We start from the raw sequence: 12,997 nt of genomic DNA on the forward strand, positions 1-12,997 counted from the left end.
AAGTAGGGCTAGACCGTGATGCCATGCTTGCCGAGAAACGCCACGAACGCCTCTTCGTCCAGCACTTTGAGCCCCAGCTCATTGGCCTTGGTCAGCTTCGAGCCCGCGCCAGGGCCGGCCACGACGCAATGGGTTTTCGCTGACACGGAACCGGCGACCTTGGCCCCCAGGCTCTCCAGCTTGTCCTTGGCGACGTCGCGGCTCATCAGTTCCAGCGAACCGGTGAGCACCCAGGTATGACCCGCCTCGGGCAAGCCTTCGACGACTTTCTTCTCGCTCTGCCAGTGCATGCCGAAGTCCCGCAACTGCTGTTCCGCGGCCTCGGCCTGCTGGCGGTTTTCGGTGTTGGCGAAGAATTCCCGCACGGCGTTGGCCTGCTTTTCCGGCAGGGCCTGGCGCATGTCCAGCCAATCCGCGTTCATCACTGCCTCAAGGGAGCCGAACCTGTCCGCCAGTTTCTGCGCACCACCCGGTCCGACCGAAGGGATGTGCAGCTTGTCGAGAAAACCGCCCAAGGTGGTGCTGGCGGAAAACTCAGCGCCCAGCTCCCCTTGGTCCCGGATATCGAGACCATGGCGCAGCAGGTCCGTGATCACTTGGCGGTTGTGCGGGTCCTCGAAGAAGCTGTGGATCTCATGCGCCACTTCCAGGCCCACGTCCGGCAGATAGGTGAGCACCTGGGGCAACGCCGCCTGCACGCGCTCCAGCGAGCCGAGGGAGCGCGCCAGGACCTTGGCGGTTTCCTCGCCGACATCAGGGATGCCGAGGGCGTAAATGAAGCGCGCCAGGCTGGGCTTCTTGCTGTCGACGATGGCCGCCAGCAACTTGCGGCTCGACAGTTCGGCGAAGCCTTCCAGGTCGACCACTTGTTCGAAGGTCAGGGCATACAGATCGGCAGGCGAACCCACCAGGCCCTCGTCCACCAATTGCTCGATGCTCTTTTCTCCGAGCCCTTCGATGTCCATGGCCCGGCGCGAGACGAAGTGAATGATCGCCTGCTTGAGCTGCGCCCCGCAGGCCAGGCGCCCGACGCAGCGATACACCGCGCCCTCGCTGACGGTTTCACGCCCCTTGCTGCGCTTGATCAGTTGCGTGCGCTCCACATGGGAGCCACACACCGGGCACTGTTGGGGCACTTCCACGGGGCGGGCATTTTCCGGGCGGCGCTCGGTGACGACTTGCACCACCTGCGGAATCACGTCCCCGGCGCGACGGATGATCACTGTGTCGCCGATCATCAACCCCAGGCGCGCCACTTCGTCCATGTTGTGCAACGTGGCATTGGCCACGGTCACGCCGGCCACCTTGACCGGCTTGAGCCGCGCAACAGGCGTCACCGCCCCGGTACGGCCGACCTGGAACTCGACGTCAAGCAGCTCGGTGAGCTCCTCGCTGGCCGGGAATTTATGAGCGATGGCCCAGCGCGGCTCGCGAGCGCGGAAGCCGAGTTCACGCTGGGAAGCAATGCTGTTGACCTTGAACACGACGCCGTCGATTTCATAGGGCAACGCGTTGCGTCGTTCGCCGATGTCCCGGTAATAATCCAGGCATTCGTCAATGCCATGGGCCAGTTTCAGTTCGCGGCTGATGGGCATGCCCCAGGCCTTGAGCTGCTTGAGATTGCCAATGTGGGTATCGGCAATGTCCGCCGTCACCTGGCCAATGCCATAGCAGCAGAACTCCAGCGGGCGGTTGGCGGTGATTTTGGAGTCGAGCTGTCGCAGGCTCCCGGCCGCCGCGTTGCGCGGGTTGGCGAAGGTCTTGCCGCCGGCCTCCAACTGCGTGGCGTTGAGACGTTCGAAACCGGCCTTGGACATGTACACCTCGCCGCGCACTTCCAGCACGGCTGGCCAGCCGCTGCCCTGCAGCTTGAGGGGAATGTTGCGCACGGTACGCACGTTGACACTGATGTCTTCGCCGGTCGTGCCGTCGCCACGGGTAGCACCGCGGACCAACAAACCGTCCTGGTACAACAGGCTGACCGCCAGGCCATCGAGTTTCGGCTCGCAGCTGTATTCCACCGCCGCGCCGCCGCCCAGCAGGTCGCCCACCGGCAGATCGAGGCCCTCGGTCACCCGACGGTCGAACTCACGCATGGTGGTTTCGTCGAAAGCGTTGCCCAGGCTGAGCATCGGAATCGCGTGACGGACCTGGCTGAACGCCGAAAGCGCCACGCTACCGACCCGCTGGGTCGGAGAATCACTGGTCACCAACTCCGGGTGCTGCTCTTCCAGGGCCTTGAGCTCGTGGAACAGGCGGTCGTACTCGGCGTCCGGGATGGTGGGCTCATCGAGGACGTGATAGCGGTAGTTGTGCTGATCCAGTTCGCTGCGCAGCTCTAGGATACGGGTTTCGACGGCATTCATGGGTGTTCTCTCATAAAGCAAAAGAGCAGCCGAGGCTGCTCATTTCAATCAGTCAAGCACGCTAGGCAAAGAGCCTGTGGCGAGGGGATTTATCCCCTCGCCACAAAGCGCCTCGCCAGCCGGCAGCCTCAGCGCTTCTGGGTCAATGCCCGGCGTTCGAATTCAACGATGCGCTGGCGGTAGTGCTCGATGGTCTGTGCGGTCAGTACGCTGCGCTGGTCATCCTTCAATTCGCCATTGAGTTCCTGGGACAACTTGCGAGCCGCCGCCACCATCACGTCAAAGGCCTGCTTGGGATGACGCGGGCCCGGCAGGCCAAGGAAGAAACTCACCGCCGGCGTGCTGAAATGATCGATGTCATCCAGGTCGAACACCCCTGGCTTGACGGCGTTGGCCATGGAGAACAGCACTTCACCGTTGCCGGCCATGCTCTCGTGGCGATGGAAAATATCCATCTCGCCGAAACGCAGGCCGCTTTCCAGGATGTTCTGCAGCAACGCAGGGCCCTTGAAGCCAGCCGGATCGCGGCAGATCACGCTGATCACCAGGACTTCTTCAGCCTGGGCCTGTTCCTTGTCGCTGCTCGACACCTTGCTCTCGTCCGGGAAATCGTCGCGGCTGCTGAAGCTCGGGCCGCCATCCAGGTCCAGGTTGAGGTTCAGGTCACCCTGGGACGGTTCGCTGTTGCGTTTGCCACGCTTGGAACCCGACTCACGGGGTTCGCGCACCGGCGCGCTCACCGACGGCAGGTCATGCTCGTCCAGCTGCGGCTCCTTGTGGGTGTCCAGCACCCGGGGCGGGCCCAGCAGCTCGGTATTGTCATCGTCGTCCGGCAGGTTCGACAGGCTGCGATCAAGGCGGAACTTGAGTTTCCCCTTGCCGCCGCGCATGCGGCGCCAGCCATCGAAAAGAATACCGGCAATGACAATGATGCCGATGACGATCAGCCACTCGCGCAGACCGATTTCCATGTAATCCCGTGCCTCTATAAAAATGCTGAAAAATAAGGGGCTTAGCTATTTGCAAACCGCTTTAAAACGTGGCGCCAACTCTATGTTCTGAATGGCGTTTTGCCCACGCACACGAAAAATTGACATTAAACTAGCATGACCCACAGCTTGAAGCTACATAACAGCAACTACAAGCTACAGCTGAAGCTGCATCGCTTGCAGCTTGCCACTTGAAGCTCGCCGCTCGCCGCTAGGCGTCTACCATCGCCATGGCCTCCTCGACATCCACCGCAACCAGTCGCGAACAGCCCGGCTCGTGCATTGTCACGCCCATCAACTGATCGGCCATTTCCATGGCGATTTTGTTGTGGGTGATGTAGATGAACTGCACCGTTTCGGACATTTCCTTTACCAGGCGCGCGTAGCGGCCCACGTTCGCGTCGTCCAAGGGCGCATCGACTTCGTCGAGCATGCAGAACGGCGCCGGATTCAACTTGAAGATGGCAAATACCAGGGCCAACGCGGTCAGCGCTTTTTCACCACCAGAGAGCAAATGAATGGTGCTGTTCTTCTTTCCGGGAGGACGCGCCATGATCGTCACCCCAGTATCGAGTAGATCTTCGCCCGTCAGTTCCAAGTAAGCGCTGCCGCCACCGAAAACTTTTGGGAAAAGCGCCTGCAAACCGCCATTGATCTGATCAAAGGTACCCTTGAAGCGGTTGCGGGTTTCCTTGTCGATCTTGCGAATGACGTTTTCCAGGGTTTCCAGCGCTTCCACCAGGTCAGCGTCCTGGGCGTCCAGGTAACGCTTGCGCTCGGACTGCTGCTCGTATTCGTCGATGGCCGCCAGGTTGATCGCACCCAGGCGCTGGATCCGCGCAGCAATGCGCTCCAGCTCTTCCTCGGCGTCTTTCTCATTGGCCCCGGCCACCAGGGTGGCGAGCACCCCGTTGAGGTCGTAGCCATCCTCCAGCAGCTGGTCCTGCAAGGCCTTGCGGCGCACAGTCAGGGCCTGCCATTCCAGGCGTTGCTGTTCCATCTGGCCGCGAATCAGTTGGGATTGCTGCTCGGCCTGGCTACGGCGCTTCTCGGCATCGCGCAGCTCGCGGTCGGCGTCTTCCAGGGCGATCTGCGCCGTCTTGAGTTCTTCGTCGACACTCATCCGCTTGTCGAGCAGTTCCTCAAGCTTGAGACGCAGCTCTTCCAGCGGCGCCTCGCCCTCCTCCAGGTTCAGGCTCAACTGTTCGCGTTTTTCGGTCAGGCGTTCGGACTGCATTTCCAGACGCTCGAGGGCCTGGCGGGTAGAGTCGTACTGTGCCTTGAGCGAGCCCAGGCGCACCGCCAACTGATGGGCATGGTCCTTGTGCTGACGCGCTTCCTGGCGCACCCGGTCGAGGCGTTCGCGCAGGCTGTCGCGCTGGGCCAGTAACAGCTCACGCTGCTCGGTGTCCAGGGCCATGGCATCAAGGGCTTCCTGCAGTTGCAGGCGCGCCTCGCCGATCTGTTCGTGCTCCAGCGCCCGTTGCTCGCCCAGTTCGGCGATCTCTTCTTCCAATCGGGTGCGACGCAAGGCCAACTGTTCGGCCTTGGCCTTGCCGGCCGAGAGCTGTGCCTTGAGCTCGCCCTGCTGGCGTGCTTCGTCCTGCAGCAGCCGGCGCAGGTGTTCGCGGCCGTTTTCCTGTTGACGCTGCTGCGCCCGCAGAGTCTGCAATTCGGTTTCCAGGGCCTCGACGCTGGCTTCGCGTTCGTCGCGCTCGGCGCCCAGACGCTGGATCTCCTGGCCCCGGGCGAGCATGCCACTCTCGGCCTCGCTGGCCCGGCGCACCCGCAGAAAATGCCGGCCGACCCAATAGCCATCGCGGCTGATCAGACTCTCGCCCGCCGCCAGTTGCCCGCGCAGCGCCAGGGCCTGTTGGAGGTTTTCCACCGGCCTGACCTGCCCGAGCCAGGGCGACAGATCGACCTTGGCCTCGACTTTGTCCAGCAGGCTGCCCGGTATCCGCACGCCGTCACCGGCCGGGCTGAGCAGGCGCAGGTCGCCCTGGGTGAACCCTGAGAGGTCGAAGCCGGCGAAATCATCCACCAGCACCGCTTGCAGATCGGCACCCAGCACGGTTTCCACCGCCAGCTCCCAACCGGCGTCGACCTTCAGGCCTTCGGCCAACCGCGGGCGCTCGGCCAGATGCTGGTCGCGCAGCCATTCGGCGGTGCCGGTGCCCGGATCCAGCGCGGCTTGCTGTAAGGCTTCCAGCGAGGCCAGACGCCCGTTGAGCCGTTGCAACTCGCCCTGGGCCTGCTGCTGATTCTGAAGGGCCAGTTGCAAGGCCTGGCGCAGTTGTTCGAGGCGCTCGACCTGAGCGTCTTCGCTGGCCTGCAAGTCCTCGAGCGTGGCTTCGCTGGCGGCCAACTGCTCGCTCAGATCGAGGATCGCCGCGTCTTCCGGGTCCGCCGCGAGCAACGCACGCTCTTCGGCCAGGCGACGCTGGCGCTCGGCCAGGCGCTCCATGCTGGTTTCCAACTGCTGGATGCGCGACTGCTGGACCTCGGCCTGACGCCGTGGTTCGGCGGAAGTGAGGTTGAAGCGGTCCCACTGCTCCTGCCAGCCGTGCATGGTCAGTTCAGCCTCTTCCAGCGCTGCAGCGGCTTCTTCGGCGGCGGCGCTGGTGATCTCCTGCTCCGGCGTGAGCCGGTCCAGCTCTTCGCCCAGGGTCAGCAGCAAGGTACGGTCGTGCCCCAGGTGAGACTCGGTTTCCAGGCGCGCGCGCTCGGCTTCCTTCAAGTCATCCTGTAACTGGCGCAGCCGTTGCTGGCCGTGCTGGATGCTCTGCTCGACCCTGGCGATGTCGCCACCGACCGAATAGAAGCGCCCTTGCACCAGATTGAAGCGTTCGGACAGCTCGTGGTGGCCATCCCGCAGGCGCTCGATAGCGGCATCGGCATTGCGCTGTTCGGCCACCAGGGCTTCGAAGCTGACTTCCTGGTTGCCGATGACCGCCTCGCGCTGGCCGACCTGCTCGTTCAACGCCTGCCAGCGCAAGGCCGAGAGCTGGGCTTTGAGCTGGCGTTCCTCGCCCTTGTATTCCTGGTATTTGCGCGCGGCCTCGGACTGGCGGTGCAGGCGTTCGAGCTGACGGTCGAGCTCTTCGCGCAGGTCGGTCAGGCGCGCCAGGTTCTCGTGGGTGCGACGGATGCGGTTCTCTGTCTCGCGCCGGCGCTCCTTGTACTTGGAGATACCGGCGGCCTCTTCGATGAAGTTGCGCAGGTCTTCGGGCTTGGCCTCGATCAGCTTGGAGATCATGCCCTGTTCGATAATCGAATAGCTGCGCGGCCCCAGGCCGGTGCCGAGGAAGATGTCGGTGATGTCGCGACGTCGGCATTTGGCACCGTTGAGGAAGTAACTGTTCTGGCTGTCGCGGGTCACTTTGCGGCGGATGGAGATTTCCGCGTAGGCCGCGTATTCGCCGATCAGGGTGCCGTCTGAGTTATCGAATACCAACTCGATGCTCGCCTGGCTGACCGGCTTGCGGCTGGTGGAGCCGTTGAAGATGACGTCGGTCATCGATTCGCCGCGCAGGTTCTTGGCCGAACTCTCGCCCATCACCCAACGCACGGCGTCGATGATGTTGGACTTGCCGCAGCCGTTGGGCCCGACCACCGCCGCCATGTTACTGGGGAAGTTCACCGTGGTCGGGTCGACGAAGGACTTGAACCCCGCCAGCTTGATGCACTTGAGGCGCACGTTCAGGCCTTCGTCAGGGCGGCAACCACCAGATCGCAACTGCGCTGGCAGTAGGCCGTCAGCACAATGCGGATCTGCGGCAGGTCACGAGCCAGCACCGCGACAAGCAGGCGCTGGAACAGGTCGAGGAACTCGCTCATCTCGGCCTTGCGCTGTTCCAGGGCGAGGAAATAGGCACGGCTCATGGCCGGCTGCAAGTTCTCGACGGTTTCCTGCAAGTACGGGTTGTTGGCGAATGGGTAGGCCGCACGCATCACACTGAAGCTTTCGTCGACGAACATGCGGATGTCCTGGCGCGCGAAGGCCTCCTTGAGGCGCTGCTGGATCTGCAGAAACGGCGCCATGTCGGCCGAATCCCGCCAGCCATGGGCCACGGCGTTGCCCAGCAGGATGTACAGCTCGCTCATCAGCGTACAGAGGCTGCGCACGTTATGTTCGGTGAGCTCGGTGACGTGGGCGCCACGGCGCGGCAGGATCGCGATCAGATGACGTCGCTCCAGGATCAGCAAGGCCTCGCGGACCGAGCCGCGGCTGACATTGAGCGCCAGCGTGACCTTCTGCTCCTGGATACGCTCTCCCGGCTTCATTTCGCCGCGAATGATGCGTTCGGCGAGATGATGGGCGATTTGCTCGGCGAGGCTGTCCGGGGCCTTGAACGTCATGGTTGTCCTTCAAACTCTTCGATCTGCACAAGCGGCGCAGTGTAGCGCACTCGATACGTCATGGCGCAGGGCCTGCACCCGGTTTTTGGCACGATTCAAGCAAAATTTTCACTGGCAGGGACTTGTGGGAGCGGGCTTGCTCGCGAAGAGGCCGGACCGTTCGCACGAAATTCTCCGACAGGAACGCCGCCTTCGCGGGCAAGCCCGCTCCCACAGGGGATTTGCGCTTAACTGAAGGATATAGAACGTCGCCAGCGGGCCAATATCCAAACCTGTTGTTAATCGACAAAACGAATTTCCTGACCCTTAAGTCAGAAAAACGTTGACCGAAAAGTCAGACCTGCTAAATTCGGCCTACGTCGATACAACAATAATGAATCTGCGAGGCCTTCCGTGATCCAGTTTTTACTCAACCAGGAACTCCGTAACGAGCACACCCTGGACCCGAACCTGACCGTGCTCAACTACCTGCGCGAGCATGTTGGTAAATCCGGCACAAAAGAGGGTTGTGCCAGCGGCGACTGCGGTGCCTGCACCGTGGTGGTGGGCGAATTGGACACGGACGAAAGCGGCCGCTCGCGCATTCGCTATCGCAGCCTCAACGCGTGCCTGACCTTCGTCTCGTCCCTGCACGGCAAGCAACTGATCAGCGTCGAAGACCTCAAGCACCAGGGTCAATTGCACAGCGTCCAGCAGGCGATGGTCGACTGCCACGGTTCGCAATGCGGCTTCTGCACACCAGGCTTCGTCATGTCGCTGTTCGCCCTGCAGAAAAACAGCGAGCAACCCGACGCCCACAAAGCCCACGAAGCCCTGGCCGGCAACCTGTGTCGTTGCACCGGCTATCGGCCGATCCTGGCCGCCGCCGAGCAGGCCTGCTGCGGCAAGCAACCGGACCAGTTCGACGCCCGCGAGGCCGAGACCATAGCCCGCCTCAAAGCCATCGTCCCCAGAGAAACCGGCGAGCTCAATTGCGGCGACAAACGCTGCCTGGTGCCGCTGACCGTGGCCGACCTGGCCGATCTCTACGACGCCTACCCCCAAGCGCGCCTGCTGGCCGGCGGCACTGATCTGGCCCTGGAAGTCACCCAGTTCCATCGCACCCTGCCAGTGATGATCTATGTGGGTAACGTCGCCGAGCTCAAACGCATCGAGCGTTTCGACGACCGTCTGGAAATCGGTGCTGCCACCACGCTGTCCGATTGCTACGAGGCCCTGAAAGCCGAGTACCCGGACTTCGGTGAACTGCTGCAGCGCTTTGCCTCGCTGCAGATCCGCAATCAGGGCACCCTGGGCGGCAACATCGGCAACGCCTCGCCCATCGGTGACTCGCCGCCCCTACTGATCGCCCTCGGCGCGCAAATCGTGCTGTGCAAGGGTCAGGTCCGTCGCACCCTGGCGCTGGAGGATTACTTCATCGAATACCGGGTCACCGCCCGTCGGGAAAGCGAATTCATCGAAAAGATCATCGTGCCCCGGGCCAGCGCCGAACAGGCGTTCCGTGCCTACAAGGTGTCCAAGCGCCTGGACGATGACATCTCCGCAGTGTGCGCGGCGTTCAATCTGCGCATCGATGACGGCGTGGTCCGCGATGCCCGCGTGGCCTTCGGCGGCATGGCCGCCATCCCCAAGCGTGCCAAGCATTGTGAAGCCGCGCTGATCGGCGCGCCGTGGAACGACAGCACCCTGGAGCGCGCCTGCGCCGCCCTGGCCGAAGACTTCACGCCTTTGTCGGACTTTCGCGCCAGCAAGGAATACCGCCTGCTCGGCGCCCGCAACCTGCTGCGCAAATACTTCATCGAACTGCAAACGCCGCACATCGAGACTCGGGTGACCGCTTATGTCTAACCATCACGCCGTAGAAAAGACCCAAGCCGAGCTGGCCGAGCTGTTCGCCCGGGACCTGACCACCGGCGTCGGTCGCAGCGTCAAGCACGACAGCGCCGCCAAGCATGTGACCGGTGAAGCGCAGTACATCGATGACCGCCTCGAATTCCCTAACCAGCTACACGTTTACGCACGGCTGTCGGACCGCGCCCACGCCCGGATCCTGCGCATCGATACCACGCCGTGCTACGCCTTCGAAGGCGTGCGCATCGCCATCACCCACGCCGACATTCCCGGTCTCAAGGACATCGGTCCGTTGCTGCCCGGTGACCCGCTGCTGGCGATTGATGACGTGCAATTCGTCGGCCAACCGGTGCTGGCCGTTGCCGCCAGGGACCTGGAAACCGCACGCCAGGCGGCGATGGCCGCGATCATCGAGTATGAAGACCTGGAGCCGGTGCTGGACGTGGTCGAAGCCCTGCGCAAGCGGCATTTCGTGCTCGACAGCCACACCCACCAACGGGGTGATTCCGCCACCGCACTGGCGAGTGCCGAACATCGCATCCAAGGCTCGCTGCACATCGGCGGCCAGGAACACTTCTACCTGGAAACCCAGATTTCCTCGGTGATGCCCACCGAAGACGGCGGCATGCTCGTTTACTGCTCCACCCAGAACCCCACCGAAGTGCAGAAACTGGTGGCTGAAGTGCTGGGCGTGTCGATGAACAAAGTGGTGGTAGACATGCGCCGCATGGGTGGCGGCTTCGGTGGCAAGGAAACCCAGGCCGCCAGCCCGGCCTGCCTGTGCGCGGTGATCGCACACCTCACCGGCCAGCCGACCAAGATGCGCCTGCCGCGGGTCGAAGACATGCTGATGACCGGCAAGCGCCACCCCTTCTACATCGAATATGACGTGGGCTTCGACAGCCGCGGACGCCTGCACGGCATCGCCCTGGAACTGGCCGGCAACTGCGGCTGCTCGCCGGACCTGTCGGCGTCGATTGTCGACCGGGCGATGTTCCATGCCGACAACGCCTACTACTTGGGCGACGCCACCATCAACGGCCACCGCTGCAAGACCAACACCGCCTCGAACACTGCCTACCGTGGTTTCGGCGGCCCCCAAGGCATGGTCGCCATCGAAGAGGTGATGGATGCCATCGCCCGGCACTTGGGTCTGGATCCGCTGGCGGTGCGCAAGGCCAACTACTACGGCAAGACCGAACGCAACGTCACCCACTACTATCAGACCGTCGAGCACAACATGCTCGAGGAAATGACCGCCGAGCTGGAAGAAAGCAGCCAGTATGCCGAGCGGCGCGAAGCGATCCGTCGCTACAACGCAGGCAGCCCGATCCTGAAAAAGGGCCTGGCGCTGACGCCGGTCAAGTTCGGCATCTCGTTCACCGCCAGTTTCCTCAACCAGGCGGGTGCCTTGATCCACGTCTACACCGACGGCAGCATCCACCTGAACCATGGTGGCACCGAAATGGGCCAGGGCCTCAACACCAAGGTCGCGCAGGTGGTAGCCGAGGTGTTCCAGGTGGAAATGGACCGGGTGCAGATCACCGCGACCAACACCGACAAAGTGCCGAACACCTCCCCCACCGCAGCCTCCAGCGGAGCCGACCTGAACGGCAAGGCCGCTCAGAATGCCGCCGAAACCATCAAGCGGCGCCTGGTGGAATTCGCCGCGCGCCAGTACAAGGTCAGTGAAGAAGACGTCGAATTCCACAACGGCCATGTGCGGGTCCGCGATCACATCCTGACCTTCGAGGCACTGGTGCAACAGGCGTATTTCGCTCAGGTCTCGCTGTCGAGCACCGGGTTCTACAAGACCCCGAAAATCTACTACGACCGCAGCCAGGCCCGTGGCCGGCCGTTCTACTACTACGCCTACGGCGCGGCGTGTGCCGAGGTGATCGTCGACACCCTCACCGGCGAATACAAGATGCTGCGCACCGACATCCTCCACGACGTCGGCGCCTCGCTGAACCCGGCCATCGACACTGGCCAGGTCGAAGGCGGCTTCATCCAGGGCATGGGCTGGCTGACCATGGAAGAGCTGGTGTGGAATGACAAGGGCAAGCTGATGACCAACGGCCCGGCCAGCTACAAGATCCCGGCCGTGGCGGACATGCCGCTGGATCTGCGGGTCCGGCTGGTGGAGAACCGCAAAAACCCCGAAGACACGGTGTTCCACTCCAAGGCCGTGGGCGAGCCGCCGTTCATGCTCGGCATCGCCGCGTGGTGTGCGATCAAGGATGCCGTGGCGAGCCTTGGAGACTACAGGCACCAACCGAAAATCGATGCGCCGGCGACGCCGGAGCGGGTTCTGTGGGGCTGTGAGCAGATGCGTGGGTTGAAGACCATGCAGACGGTCGAGCCTGAGACTGAAGTGGCTTCGCTTTAAGACCGTCGCGCCTTCAATCGCGAGCAGGCTCGCTCCCACAGGGAATTGTGAACATCGGCCCAATGTGGGAGCGAGCCTGCTCGCGATGAGGCCCGAACAGACAACAAAGAATGTTGAAAAGCGGACGCGAAGCGTCCAGAGATGCATTCCCACGCAGAGCGTGGGAACGATCAGTCGAGGTGAACATGTACAACTGGATCAGCGCCCTCGCCGACCTGCAAACCCGCGGCGAACCCTGCGTGCTGGTGACGATCATCGAAGAACTCGGCTCGACCCCGCGCAACGCCGGCTCGAAGATGGTCATCAGCGCCAGCCAGACATTCGACACCATCGGGGGCGGGCACTTGGAATACAAGGCCATGGAAATCGCCCGGAACATGCTCGCCAGCGGCCAGCAGAATACCCATCTGGAGCGCTTCAGCCTCGGCGCCAGCCTGGGCCAGTGCTGCGGCGGCGTGACCGTGCTGCTGTTCGAACCCATGGGCCAGGTCCAGGCGCAGATCGCCGTGTTCGGCGCCGGTCATGTCGGCCGGGCACTGGTGCCGCTCCTGGCGAGCCTGCCTTGCCGGGTGCGCTGGATCGACTCGCGGGAAGCCGAGTTTCCCGAACAACTGCCCCCCGGCGTAGAGAGAATCGTCAGCGAAGACCCACTGGATGAAGTCGATGACCTGCCCGCCGGCAGCTATTGCATCGTTATGACCCACAACCATCAGCTCGACCTGGAGCTGAGCGCGGCGATCCTCAAGCGCAACGACTTCGCTTACTTCGGCCTGATCGGTTCGAAGACCAAGCGGGTCAAGTTCGAACACCGCCTGCGCGATCGCGGCTTCGACAGCGGCACCTTGCAACGCATGCGTTGCCCGATGGGCATTGGCGAAGTCAAAGGCAAGTTGCCCGTGGAAATCGCCATCTCCATCGCTGGCGAAATCATCGCCACCTATAACGCGGATTTCGGCCAGCACACCGCTCGCGCCGAACCTATCGCCAAGCTGCTGCCGGTTTCGCGCCGCAGCCAAGCCAACTCCTGAGATTGCCCATGC

Annotated in this window: 7 protein-coding genes; 3 read left to right on the forward strand and 4 right to left on the reverse strand. The window is 62.9% G+C overall.

The window, feature by feature from the left end; genetic code table 11:
* Positions 1-8 precede the first annotated feature (8 nt).
* The 4 genes from ligA to FBY02_RS05310 form a co-directional block, all read right to left on the reverse strand.
* Positions 9-2,366 (reverse strand): NAD-dependent DNA ligase LigA, encoded by a 2,358-nt coding sequence (gene ligA, locus FBY02_RS05295; RefSeq protein ID WP_144924266.1) that lies wholly within the window; start codon positions 2,364-2,366, stop codon positions 9-11.
* A 128-nt stretch (positions 2,367-2,494) separates the two neighbouring features.
* Positions 2,495-3,337 (reverse strand): cell division protein ZipA, encoded by an 843-nt coding sequence (zipA, locus tag FBY02_RS05300; protein ID WP_144924269.1) that lies wholly within the window; start codon positions 3,335-3,337, stop codon positions 2,495-2,497.
* A gap of 229 nt (positions 3,338-3,566) precedes the next feature.
* The gene (gene smc, locus FBY02_RS05305; RefSeq protein ID WP_144924272.1) at positions 3,567-7,055 is read right to left on the reverse strand and encodes a chromosome segregation protein SMC; all 3,489 of its coding nucleotides are present in this window, start codon (positions 7,053-7,055) and stop codon (positions 3,567-3,569) included.
* A 2-nt stretch (positions 7,056-7,057) separates the two neighbouring features.
* Positions 7,058-7,717 carry a GntR family transcriptional regulator gene (locus FBY02_RS05310; protein ID WP_047701474.1) on the reverse strand — a complete coding sequence of 220 codons (660 nt, stop codon included), beginning with the start codon at positions 7,715-7,717 and terminating at the stop codon, positions 7,058-7,060.
* Positions 7,718-8,110: 393 nt separating this feature from the next.
* Between FBY02_RS05310 and xdhA the strand changes: the two genes are divergently transcribed.
* The 3 genes from xdhA to xdhC all read left to right on the forward strand — a co-directional run bounded on the left by xdhA (position 8,111) and on the right by xdhC (position 12,985).
* Positions 8,111-9,565, forward strand: coding sequence for a xanthine dehydrogenase small subunit (gene xdhA / locus FBY02_RS05315; RefSeq protein WP_144924275.1), 1,455 nt, complete (start codon positions 8,111-8,113; stop codon positions 9,563-9,565).
* Positions 9,558-11,957, forward strand: coding sequence for a xanthine dehydrogenase molybdopterin binding subunit (xdhB, locus tag FBY02_RS05320; protein ID WP_144924279.1), 2,400 nt, complete (start codon positions 9,558-9,560; stop codon positions 11,955-11,957). Before xdhA ends, xdhB begins: the two co-directional genes overlap by 8 nt.
* A gap of 185 nt (positions 11,958-12,142) precedes the next feature.
* Positions 12,143-12,985: a xanthine dehydrogenase accessory protein XdhC gene (gene xdhC, locus FBY02_RS05325; protein WP_144924282.1), complete on the forward strand. Its 843-nt coding sequence runs from the start codon at positions 12,143-12,145 to the stop codon at positions 12,983-12,985.
* Positions 12,986-12,997: the final 12 nt, after the last annotated feature.

The organism is Pseudomonas sp. SJZ078 (genome assembly GCF_007828255.1).
In the GTDB taxonomy this organism is placed as follows: domain Bacteria; phylum Pseudomonadota; class Gammaproteobacteria; order Pseudomonadales; family Pseudomonadaceae; genus Aquipseudomonas.

Coding starts and splice junctions, on each gene's coding strand:
- xdhB (WP_144924279.1), top strand. CDS start 9,558: ATGTCTAACCATCACGCCGTAGAAAAGACCCAAGCCGAGCTGGCCGAG.
- FBY02_RS05310 (WP_047701474.1), bottom strand. CDS start 7,717: ATGACGTTCAAGGCCCCGGACAGCCTCGCCGAGCAAATCGCCCATCAT.
- zipA (WP_144924269.1), bottom strand. CDS start 3,337: ATGGAAATCGGTCTGCGCGAGTGGCTGATCGTCATCGGCATCATTGTC.
- ligA (WP_144924266.1), bottom strand. CDS start 2,366: ATGAATGCCGTCGAAACCCGTATCCTAGAGCTGCGCAGCGAACTGGAT.
- xdhC (WP_144924282.1), top strand. CDS start 12,143: ATGTACAACTGGATCAGCGCCCTCGCCGACCTGCAAACCCGCGGCGAA.